At 39.2% G+C, this 11,363-nt stretch carries 11 protein-coding genes; 6 read left to right on the forward strand and 5 right to left on the reverse strand.

The genetic code is table 11. The annotated features are described in order from the left end of the window. Positions 1-187: 187 nt before the first annotated feature. Positions 188-910 carry a biotin--[acetyl-CoA-carboxylase] ligase gene (locus tag DB41_RS01690; protein WP_039383642.1) on the reverse strand — a complete coding sequence of 241 codons (723 nt, stop codon included), beginning with the start codon at positions 908-910 and terminating at the stop codon, positions 188-190. A 53-nt stretch (positions 911-963) separates the two neighbouring features. Here DB41_RS01690 and DB41_RS01695 point away from each other — a divergent pair, with 53 nt between their 5' ends. The 3 genes from DB41_RS01695 to DB41_RS01705 are packed head-to-tail and all read left to right on the forward strand — an operon-like array spanning position 964 to position 2,839. Next, on the forward strand, positions 964-2,100 hold the full coding sequence (locus DB41_RS01695; RefSeq protein ID WP_039383644.1) for an FtsW/RodA/SpoVE family cell cycle protein: 1,137 nt from the start codon (positions 964-966) through the stop codon (positions 2,098-2,100). After that, the gene (locus DB41_RS01700; protein WP_039383646.1) at positions 2,100-2,549 is read left to right on the forward strand and encodes a hypothetical protein; all 450 of its coding nucleotides are present in this window, start codon (positions 2,100-2,102) and stop codon (positions 2,547-2,549) included. The genes DB41_RS01695 and DB41_RS01700 overlap by 1 nt, the downstream gene beginning before the upstream one ends. A gap of 29 nt (positions 2,550-2,578) precedes the next feature. Beyond that, on the forward strand, positions 2,579-2,839 hold the full coding sequence (locus DB41_RS01705; RefSeq protein WP_130589581.1) for a hypothetical protein: 261 nt from the start codon (positions 2,579-2,581) through the stop codon (positions 2,837-2,839). Positions 2,840-3,309: 470 nt separating this feature from the next. Here DB41_RS01705 and rpsJ read toward each other — a convergent pair whose 3' ends face one another. The 4 genes from rpsJ to rpsL form a co-directional block, all read right to left on the reverse strand. Then, positions 3,310-3,666 (reverse strand): 30S ribosomal protein S10, encoded by a 357-nt coding sequence (gene rpsJ, locus DB41_RS01710; RefSeq protein WP_042236533.1) that lies wholly within the window; start codon positions 3,664-3,666, stop codon positions 3,310-3,312. Positions 3,667-3,679: 13 nt separating this feature from the next. After that, on the reverse strand, positions 3,680-5,767 hold the full coding sequence (gene fusA / locus DB41_RS01715; RefSeq protein WP_039383650.1) for an elongation factor G: 2,088 nt from the start codon (positions 5,765-5,767) through the stop codon (positions 3,680-3,682). A gap of 18 nt (positions 5,768-5,785) precedes the next feature. Continuing rightward, positions 5,786-6,259: a 30S ribosomal protein S7 gene (gene rpsG / locus DB41_RS01720; RefSeq protein ID WP_039383652.1), complete on the reverse strand. Its 474-nt coding sequence runs from the start codon at positions 6,257-6,259 to the stop codon at positions 5,786-5,788. Positions 6,260-6,447: 188 nt separating this feature from the next. After that, the gene (rpsL, locus tag DB41_RS01725) at positions 6,448-6,819 is read right to left on the reverse strand and encodes a 30S ribosomal protein S12 (protein ID WP_039383654.1); all 372 of its coding nucleotides are present in this window, start codon (positions 6,817-6,819) and stop codon (positions 6,448-6,450) included. A gap of 212 nt (positions 6,820-7,031) precedes the next feature. Between rpsL and DB41_RS01730 the strand changes: the two genes are divergently transcribed. The 3 genes from DB41_RS01730 (at position 7,032) to DB41_RS01740 (ending at position 11,357) form a co-directional block, all read left to right on the forward strand. Then, positions 7,032-8,168 (forward strand): 1-deoxy-D-xylulose-5-phosphate reductoisomerase, encoded by a 1,137-nt coding sequence (locus DB41_RS01730; protein ID WP_039383663.1) that lies wholly within the window; start codon positions 7,032-7,034, stop codon positions 8,166-8,168. A gap of 377 nt (positions 8,169-8,545) precedes the next feature. Continuing rightward, entirely contained in the window at positions 8,546-10,510 is a 1,965-nt protein-coding gene (locus DB41_RS01735) for a site-2 protease family protein (protein WP_039383657.1), read from the forward strand. A gap of 544 nt (positions 10,511-11,054) precedes the next feature. Next, entirely contained in the window at positions 11,055-11,357 is a 303-nt protein-coding gene (locus tag DB41_RS01740; protein ID WP_039383660.1) for a hypothetical protein, read from the forward strand. Positions 11,358-11,363: the final 6 nt, after the last annotated feature.

Here is an 11,363-nt window from a genome sequence, read left to right on the forward strand (position 1 = left end):
GAATAAAAGAAGTTGTGATGCCTTTAAAACCTTTGGAAATGCTAATTTTCTTTTCCTAACCAATTGGGTGGTAAAAACCTCCATCTTTATCCTACAAAAAATGCTGACTTACTTTTATCTTGTGCATAGAAAAGGTATGACAGTTTGCTAAGTGCAGCACTTAAGAAATTAATTAAGTCAATTTCTATCAAGGAAGTAAAAGTTCCCCGGCGTAGAATTTTTGGATGCGACCGTTTGGCAATCGTAGCACTAGAGCTCCCTGCTTATCAATCTCTTCAAATGTGCCCTCGTGTTTGTTTATACGAATAACGTCTCCTGGCTGATGAAGGATGCCTTGTTTAAAATCTTCTAACAAGGGCTGAAACCCTTTTTCAAGAAAAAGATGGAGCAAGGGCATAAAATTATTTTTTAATAGGTCTAAGATCTGAGAGGTTTTAAAAGTCTGCTCTGTTTCTATGAACAACGAAGTTGCTGGCTGACCAATTTGGCTAGTGATTTCTAAAGGCATATTAACATTCATGCCAATCCCCGTCACGATAACACTCTGGTAGTTATCTGTAATAGTTTCGCAAAGTATTCCAGCGATTTTTTTCTTGTTTATTAAAATATCGTTAGGCCACTTCAAACAGGGCTGAAGGCGCAACTCTTTTAATGTTTTCAGGGCAGCTAAAGCTAAAACTTGTGGAATATTAGCTACAAACGTTTGTCTGCTATCTACAAAAAATGTGAAGGTAGCATAAATATTTTGACCTGCAGGGGAGAGCCAGCGGCGCTGGTATTGTCCTCGACCCATCGTTTGGTGATCAGCAAAAACAAGAGTTATGCAGGTAGGATCAAAATTTTTGTAATTCTTTTTAGACCAACTGTTTGTAGAATCTAAAGTATTAAAATAAAGACAATTGATTTTCATATAAAGGACTCACTCGTATAGAATAGCTGATATCCTATCTTAAGATAAAATTTATGTGGAACTACCAATACCTTTCTCGTATAGATTTTCGCATTATTCCTGTAATATTAGGATTAATGGTAATGAGCCTTCTTGTCATCTCGGCTTACTCTCTTGAAGGATCTGCAGAGATCACAGAGGAAAGGCTTATTACACCTATGGTTAGACAGCAAATTCAATGGTTTATGATAGGAGGGTTTGTTTTTATCTTTTTTGCAGGTTTTGATTACAACAAATTGCGCGAGCTTGCATGGATTTTATATGCCCTAGTGATCTTATCTTTAGTTGGCTTATTTTTTACAGATTCAATTGCGCGTGTCAATCGCTGGTATCGCCTTCCATTTATTAATATTAGCTTTCAACCGTCGGAATATGCTAAGCTGATCGTAGTCATCACTTTAAGCTGGTTTTTAGAAAGAACCAAAGCAGATTCCCATTCTTTTCGCACAGCTTTCTTTAGCATGATTATCGTAGGCATTCCTTTTATTCTAATCCTTAAGCAACCTGATTTAGGGACGGCGCTAGTTCTTTTTCCTATCACTCTTGTCATGTTTTACTTCGGAGATATCCATCCCAAGATAATTAAAGCTATGACCTTTGTGGCTTCTATCGTTCTAATTATAGTCGCTCTAATTTTTTTGGGCGTGCTTCCTCATGAAAAATTAAGGCCCTATGCAAGCCTTATTTTAAAAGATTATCAGTTTGATCGGCTGAATCCTTATACTCATCATCAAAAAAGTGCTTCTATTGCTATCGGCATAGGAGGGCTAACGGGAGTAGGGTTTAGGAAGAGCGAATATACAAGCGGTGGCTGGCTTCCTGCTGCTTATACTGATTCAGTTTTTCCTGCTTTTGGGGAAGAATTTGGTTTTATAGGCTTGCTTCTTATGCTTATGCTTTTTTATGCTTTAATCTATTTTAGCTTTCAAGTATCAGTAGTGGCTAAAGATCATTTTGGTAGATTATTATCAGCAGGGATAACAGTTTACCTGGCTATGCACATTTTAGTTAACATTGGTATGATGAGTGGCTTTTTACCCATTACGGGTGTTCCTTTAGTACTGGTTACGTATGGAGGATCTTCTACTTTATCTACTATGATGGCCCTAGGAATTTTACAAAGTATCTATAGTCGGAGGTTCATGTTTTAATGACTAATTACCAAACCCATCATTTTATTTTTCATCCAGGAGTTTGGATAGGGGAGGGAAAAATAACTTTTAGCACTTCTCCCGAAAGCTTACATTTTTATACAAAATGGGTAGTAGACAAGCAGAAGGAAAATATAGGTTACATCTGCCAGCAGTCTGTAGAAATACATGGGGTAGATGAACAGGTGTCTAATCAATTGACCTTTTTTGAAATGGCTCCCGCTTCTTTTAGCGTCAGATTAGAAAATGAGCTTATTGGAAGCGTAAATGGTAAAGGGGTAATAGATGCTAAAATTATAGCCTGGGAATATCCTCTAAGCAATGACTTTGAAGGCTTTGAAGTCTATGAGCTGCAGGAAAATGGGGATTATTTTCTGCGTGCCGAATATAATTCTTCCGATCAATATCGAACAATTATAGAGGGGAAAATATGGAAAAAATTTACCTAAATTTGTTGTTGCTTTTTTTAACTGGATGTATGGCCCCTATAATGACTACTTCAGGTTTTGAGGGAATAGTACCAGGCACCTCTATAACAACTATTGAGGCTCAATTTGGCTCTCCCTATGAGGTAAATCGTTTGCCTAATGGCCTGCAAGAGTATATTTATATCCAGCGCACTTCTCTTTCTTCTTCCGCCGTAGATCAGCTATCTTATATCCTATATGTCTCTCAGGGAAAAGTTATTTCTAAGTGCTTAAAGAGTGATTCTCCAGCTTTATTTATTAATTATTACTAGTTAAAGCCTTGCTAGGCTCTAGCAGCAGAAAGAAAAGCTCGTAAGATTTTTACTGATAAAATAAAAAAAATGATACGCTTTTGAGCAACTCTTTATGTAATCATATACTTAATAAAAAGCTTGTTTTTACGGCTAGAGTCAGCTTGGAAAAGGCTAATTTCTTTTCCCGTTATTCAGACGTAGTTTCTTTAAAAGGTATAATACTCTTTATTTGCTCTATATGTTTTTAGGCAGCTTCCTTAAGTATACCTCCATCCAAGATTAAAAATAAATTAAGCTAAGAACTTCATTCATTGGGCAAAGAATGTAGAAAAGGGAGGAGTGTTTATACTGCTTGAATAATCTAAGCTTATGAGCTTAGAGAATGGGGACTGTCTAAGGAGCTTTTTTGTTTAAGTCAGCAAAAGACTATGAAAGAGAGAAAAAGCTGTAGAACTTAAGCCAAGCTAAGCTCTACAGCATAAAAACAATTACGCTTTAATTTTGATGTCCACGCCCGCTGGCAAGGTCAACGTTTTAAGAGCGTCGATAGTTTTGCCGGTGGGGTTAAGGATGTCAATAAGACGTTTGTGCGTGCGCATCTCAAATTGCTCACGCGATTTGCGGTCAATGTTAGGTGAGCGCAAAACAGTAAATTTTACAATACGTGTGGGTAGAGGAATAGGACCAGCTATTGCTGCACCTGTACGCTTTGCTGTTTCTACAATATCTTCAGTAGAACGGTCGAGGATACGTTGGTCGTATCCTTTAAGCCTAATACGAATCTTTTGACGCGCCGGCTTGTGCACCTTTTCTTGCTTTATTTGTTTCTCTTGTTGTTTTGCCATAGGATGATAAACCTTATTTCTTGATAATTTCTTCTTGTATTTTTGCCGGCACTTTTTCAAAGTGGCTAGGTTCCATCACATAGGTTGCACGTCCTGAGGATAGCGAGCGCAACAAGGTGGAGTAACCAAACATTTCGCTAAGAGGAACCTCAGCATGGATGAGGACCGCACCTTTATGGTTTTCTTGGCCTAAAATCTGCCCACGGCGACGGTTAAGATCGCCAATTACATCGCCCATATATTGTTCAGGGGTAGTCACATCCACTTTCATGATAGGCTCTAATAAAATCGGCTTACCCTTTTTAGCAGCGTCCTTAATAGCCATAGAACCACAAATTTTAAAGGCCATCTCGTTAGAGTCGACATCATGGTAGGAACCAAACACAATAGAGACTTTAACATCTACTAGATTGTATCCAGCAAGCACACCCGTAGCAAGGCCTTCTTCAATCCCTTTGATTGTCGGAGGTATATATTCTCTTGGAATCGATCCCCCTACAATTTTGCTAACAATTTCATTACCCTTGCCTTTCTCGTTTGGTTCAATTTCTAGCTCGACGTGAGCATATTGACCACGACCGCCGGATTGTTTAACAAATTTAGTTTGGCTAGCAGCTGCTGAGGTAATTGTTTCCTTATAAGAAACTTGCGGTTTACCGACGCTAGCTTCTACGTTGAATTCACGCTTCATACGATCGTGTAAGATTTCAAGGTGAAGTTCGCCCATACCTGCAATGATTGTTTGACCCGTTTCTTCATTAGTGTAAACTCGGAAAGTAGGATCCTCTTCGGATAAAGAAGAAAGAGCCTGAGCTAGCTTTTCACGGTCTCCTTTAGATTTCGGCTCAATAGCCATAGAAATTACAGATTCTGGAAACTCCATTTTTTCGAGCAAGATAGGGTGCTCAGGAGAACAGATTGTATCGCCTGTGCTAGCTTTCTTTAACCCAATACAAGCTGCAATGTCGCCTGTATAAAATTCGTCTTTCTCTTTACGCTGGTTGGCATGCATTTCTAAAAGACGGGAGATTCTTTCTTTACTATCTTTGGTACTGTTAATTAAGTTCATCCCTTTCACTAAGGTACCGCTATAAATACGAATGTAAGTTAAACGGCCCACGTAAGGGTCTGTCATGATCTTAAAAGCTAAGGCAGCAAAAGGTGCATTATCTTCGGGTTTCAAAAAGATATCTTCATTGGTTTTAAGATCATGGGCTTTAATTTGACCACGATCAAGAGGAGATGGCATCCAATTAACAACCGCGTCAAGCAGGTGCTGCACGCCTTTGTTTTTGAAAGCTGATCCGCATAGTACCGGAGTAAATTTGTTTGTACATACACCTTTACGGATGACTGTATTGATTTCATCCACTGTTAAAGAGTCGGGATTTTCCAAAACTTTTGTCATGAATTCTTCATTATTTTCATCTATAGTGGCTAGTTCATCCAATAACTCTGAACGCAATTGCTGGCATTTTTCCAGAAGATCTGCAGGAATGTCTGCCTCTTCCCAGTCAGCCCCTAAAGTTTCATCGTGGAAGAAAAAAGCTCTCATGCAGACTAGATCAACCATACCTTTGAATTCCGACTCTGCGCCGATAGGGCAGTGAACGGGGATCGCATTAGCGTGAAGCTTTTCACGCATGGTTTTAATCGCATCGAAAAAGTCCGCCCCGATACGGTCCATCTTGTTAACAAACGCAATGCGTGGGACACCGTATTTGTCTGCTTGACGCCATACTGTTTCAGACTGAGGTTCTACTCCAGAAACTGAGCAAAATACAGCTACCGAACCATCTAAAACTCGCAAGGAACGTTCAACTTCAATGGTGAAATCCACGTGTCCAGGAGTATCGATAATATTAATTTTGCACTCTTTCCAGAAAACCGTGGTTGCAGCGGAAGTAATCGTAATGCCACGCTCTTGCTCTTGCTCCATCCAGTCCATGGTAGCCGCGCCTTCGTGCACTTCACCCATGCGATGTGTACGGCCGGTATAATACAGAATTCTTTCTGTTGTTGTAGTTTTACCGGCATCAATGTGAGCCATGATACCAATATTACGTACATTTTTAATGTGTTCTTTCTCAGGTCTAGCCATAATTAATTCTTTCCTTCGTTACCATTTATAATGAGCAAAAGCTTTGTTAGCTTCAGCCATTCTATGGGTGTCGTCTTTCTTTTTAATGGTGGTACCTTGATTATGGAAGCAATCAGCTAACTCAGTAGATAGACCATCTTCCATGGAGCGCCCAGTTTTAGCGCGAGAGTGATTGATAATCCATCCCATTGCCATTGCGATACGGCGGTTAGTAGGAATTTCAATAGGTACTTGATAGGTAGCACCACCAATACGCCGGGATTTAACCTCTAAGGCGGGCTTAGCGTTTTCTAAGGCTTGCTCAAAAGCTTCTAAAGGGTTTTCTGCTTTGATGCGCTTGGCAAATTTTTCTAAAGCATTATATACTATTCTGCGAGCTACAGATTTGTTTCCGCCGATCATCACCCTATTGATAAACTTAGCAAGCAAAGTGCTGCCATAAAGTGGTTCAGGGTCAATGTGTCTTTTTTCTGCTCTACGTCTTCTTGACATTTTTTCCTCTTCGTTGATGTATTTTTTTTATACTTGGCAGTTTTAAAGCTTCTGCCTTTATCGAAGATCGAATGCTTCACCTGGATTTTAGGAAAATTATCCTATAAGCCTGCGCGTGATTGGCGTTCTTTTTAATAGTTATAGAGCGCGAACCACGGGCCAAAATATTCATTGAGAATATTCTAGCGTTACTTGGGCCGTTTTGCCCCATATTTCGATCTTGATTTTTTGCGATTCTGTACAGCTGCACAGTCTAATGTTCCTCGTACGATATGATAACGTACACCGGGAAGGTCTTTTACACGACCACCACGAACAAGTACAATGCTATGTTCTTGCAGATTATGCCCTTCACCACCAATATAGGCGATTACTTCTTGGCCGGTTGATAAACGTACCCATGCTACTTTACGAAGAGCTGAATTGGGCTTTTTAGGTGTTTTAGTTTTTACCTGTAAGCAAACGCCACGTCTTTGTGGACATTTTAGCAAAGCAGGAGACTTGCTACGTCTTTTTTTAGGTGTACGAGGTTGCCGTACAAGTTGGTTAATTGTGGGCATGTGATTCCCTTTCTCCTTATTAATTAATGGTAAGTGCCCCTTCTCATGAGATAGATTTTGAGAAGCTATGGGGGGTAGTATAGGAAAAAATTACTTTTATGAAAAGAAGTTTTGTTCACTCGGCTACTAGATATGTGTCTACGGCTTGCTTGCCTGCCATTGACTTTATTCATTTTTCAGCTATACTTTTTCCTTCAAATACAAAGGATAGCATGAAGAATCTCTCAATTTTGGGCAGTACAGGCTCAATTGGTCTAAATACATTGAAAGTAGCCCGGCATTTGAAAGATAAATTTCGAATAGTAGCTCTTGCCGCTAAATCTAATGTTGATTTGCTAGAGCAGCAAGCTCGGGAGTTTCATCCAGAGTTAATCTGTGTCTACGATGAAAAAATGGCGATGGAACTAAAAAGGAAACTTCCTGAGGTAGAAGTGGTGGCAGGTCTTGAAGGTCTGCAAGCAGTAGCTACGCATGGAAAGGCGGAAATGGTTATTTCTGCGATGACGGGGACGAAAGGATTAGCTCCTACAGTAGCTGCTATCCAAGCAGGTAAAAACGTAGGATTAGCTAATAAAGAATCTTTAGTTTCGGGTGGAGAGCTTATCATGTCATTAATTAAAAAGAATGGCGTGCATTTACTTCCTATTGATAGTGAGCATAGTGCTCTTTTCCAATGCTTGAATGGAGAAGATCCTAAAAAAATTGATCGCATGATTCTCACCGCTTCAGGAGGTCCTTTTCGTACTTGGTCTAGCGAGCAGCTAGCTCAAATAAGTGTTGAGCAAGCATTGGCTCATCCTACCTGGAATATGGGCCCTAAAGTGACGATTGATTGTTCGACATTGATGAATAAGGGATTAGAAGCGATAGAAGCGCATTGGTTGTTTAGCGTACCTATAGAGCAAATTGAGGTTGTCATTCACCCTCAAAGTTTGATACATAGCATGATCGAATTTACAGATGGATCAATAATGGCACAAATGGGAGAGCCTAACATGATTGTTCCCATTCAATATGCCATGACTTATCCAGAACGCGATCAAGGAATGTTGCCTAGATTTGATTTTACAAGAATTCACGAATTTCAATTCTATCCTCCTGATTTCAAAAAATTTCCTTGTTTGGGCCTTGCATTTGAGGCCATACGTCAGGGAGGTAGCTTACCTTGTTATATGAATGCTGCTAATGAGGTTTTAGTTAACCGCTTTCTAAACAAGGAAATTGGCTGGCAAGATATTAGTAATAAATTAGAAAAATTGATGAACGCTCATCCCTTATCCAAGGTAGATACTTTAGAAGATGTGCTTACTATCGATGAGATAGCGCGAGAAGAAGCTAAAAAGGCTTAAAAACAAAGCTTATAGGTTTTTTATATGAAAGGGTGCCATCTAGGATTGCGACGCTATCTTAAGGAAAAGAAAAGATGAAATAAATTTTATTATGCGCCTTAGATTCTTTTGGTTTTACGAAAAGCCTAACGTTAAATTCTTCACTTACCCCTTTTTATGGTAAATTACTTTGTGCTTAATTTCTAATTAGAGCTAGCTTAAGTAACGATAAAAACTTAAAATTTAAAAGAGACTGATTTACAAAGAAATCAGCTTTTAATTCATCTGATCTGACCGGGCTGGTCGTGCAGTTTTAGTGTTGCTAAAGCTTTTGTTTTATGGCATACTCTTGTCTTCTTAATCATTCATTTTTGTTAAATTAAAGGGTTATATTGCTCATGATCTTTAGCTTTTTGTACATTATACTTGCTGTTCTTGCACTGAGTTTTTTGATTTTTATTCACGAGCTAGGTCATTATTATATGGCCCGCAGAGTAGGCATGCGGGTAGAAACATTTGCTATCGGATTTGGTAAGCCTATATTCTCTTGGATACGCGACGGAGTTAAATGGCAGATTGGCTGGATCCTTTTTGGAGGCTATGTCAAGATTGCAGGCCAAGATCTTGGTAAAGATCAATCTTCTTACGAGGCGCCTGACAGCTTTTTTAGCAAACGTCCTATAGAGCGAATTAAAGTAGCTTTTATGGGACCCTTTGTTAATCTTTTATTCGCATTTTTTGTTTTTTGCCTACTTTGGGTGAGTGGAGGAAGGTACAAAAACTTTAGCGAGTACACTTCTAAAATTGGCTGGATAGATCCTAAATCTGAACTTTATAAACACAATGTGCGCCCTGGTGATGAGCTTAGTTCTTACGATAATAAACAGTTTCAAAGCTCTAAAGATCATTTGTATGCGGCTATGATGGGTGCTCATACCATCCAGGTACAAGGAAAAAAGGTGGCATACGACGCAGGTGTGAAAACTCCTTTTAAGTTTACTGTAAAGACTTATCCTCATCCTGCGGCAATGGAAAAAGGAATTTTGACTACTGGCATTCTACAACCAGCCAATTATATCCTTTACGATAGGCTACCTAATGGAGCTGAAAATCCTTTACCTGATGGTTCGCCTTTACAAGGAAGCGGAATTCAATATGGCGATCGTATTGTGTGGGCAGATGGAGAATTGATCTTTTCCTCCATGCAGCTTAGTAGCATGCTGAATGATGATCGGGTCTTATTAGTGGTGCAAAGAGGGGATAAGCGCTTATTAGCTAGAGCGCTCCGCGTTCCCGTGCAAGAGTTGCGGTTTGATACCCATATAAAAGATGAGTTAACCGATTGGCAGTATGCGGTGGAGTTAAACCACCTAAAATTACAAGATCTTTACGTCCTACCTTACAATTTAACTAATCAAGCTGTAGTAGAAAATTCTCTTAAATTTATTGATAAGGAAAAAGAAGAGGAAGCATTTCCTCCCGTTCCTTTTTCATTTCTTGAAGCCGCTTTACAGCCTGGCGATAAAATTCTTGCTATTCATAATACTCCTATTAAGAGTTCTGCTGAATTATTGAAACAATTGCAATCAAAAAGAGTAACCCTTATCGTGCAAAGAGAGCTTAAAGCTCCTACTCCTCTTTCTTGGCAAGAGGCCGATAAGGCTTTTGATCAAAAGCTGCATTGGCAGGATTTACAAAAGATTATTGATGGGATAGCTGCTTTAAATCCCTTGCAACAATCCGGTGAATTTGTTCTTTTAAATCCTCTCGAACCTAAAACTCGTAGTCAAATTTTCTTATCACCTGAAAAACAGGCGTGGCTAGCAGCAGAAACCCTTCAGGAAAAAAAGCAAATAGAAGCTGTTGAAGATCCTGAGCTAAGGGCACGTGCTATGCAACATTTTACTGTTAAAGAAAAAGAATTGATGCTTGGGCTTCCTGCTGCTCAAGATGCCAAAGTTAATTATAATCCTGCCCCCACTCAAATGTTTATGAGCGTTTTCGATGAGATTTGGCGTACTCTAAAAGCTTTATTTACCGGAGCGCTTAATCCTAAGTGGATGAGTGGCCCGATTGGTATCGTGCAAGTGGTGCATGATAGCTGGATGATTAGCATGCAAGACGCTTTATTTTGGATAGGAGCGATTAGTCTTAATCTAGGAATCTTAAATCTCTTGCCCGTTCCTGTCTTAGATGGAGGAACAATCGTAATGTCCTTTATGGAAATGCTTACAGGGAGAAAAATTAGTTCTAAGATGTTAGAAAAATTAGTTTTACCTTTTGCTATCCTCCTAATCGGCATGTTTCTATATTTGACCATTAATGATCTAAGTCGTATTTTTGGCGGCTTTTTTCATTGGTAAAAGTTTTCATAGTTCTTAAAAAAAATGCCTGTTGTTGGCAGGCAATTTTTTTTATTAAGTCCCTATAAGCGTAGACTTCATGCTCCTAAAAAGTTTGCATGCTTTATTTTTTGTAGAATGCCACAAATCTTTAAAAAGCTGCTTTGATCCTAAAGAGGCGTTCGTGGTACTAGCCTATAAGCTAAATTACCTTAAAGAGTCCAGCCTGATTTTTCCTTTATAAGCTTTAGAACCTTTCTTAATTGTCTAGAGCCGATTACCTGCAGCTTTGATTATGTCTTGCAGAGCAACCTTATTGGATTAAAAGGCTGTGTAATAAGCTATCTTGTGAGTGCCTTTTAGGTTATATCTTAATAAAAGACAGTGCATCCTTCTTTATGGCTATCTAAATTAGTTTTTAGACATCATAATTACAGCAATCTTCACCTTTTGTCTCTTTTCCTGTCGATAAACTCTGCCCATCTTTTGGCTTAATTGCTATAAGGAATCGGCTGATCGGGCTTTGATCTCAGCCTAAGCTCACAAAGAGACTCAAGCATTAAGTTTGCCCTCCACAGAAGCAAGTGTAGCTGGATTTATAAACCTTCCTACCAAACCCGTAAGCAATTATCAGATCAAGCAACAAAAGGTGCTAGCAAAGCTCGCGCAAGATTTGCCGGCGATGATGGAAGTATGGAATGTGGATTCCTTTCAAATTTTAACTTCCGAACAGATGTTAGCTGAAGGTTATGAATATGAAGTTGCTTATTCGGGAGACAGAATTTTGCTTTTCCATAAACAGATAGAAAACCAAGAGGCTGGGAGGGCAGCCATCGATCCTTTGCCACCTCAAGAAAAATCCAATTAGCAAAAA

Source organism: Neochlamydia sp. TUME1 (genome assembly GCF_000813645.1).
GTDB lineage: Bacteria > Chlamydiota > Chlamydiia > Chlamydiales > Parachlamydiaceae > Neochlamydia.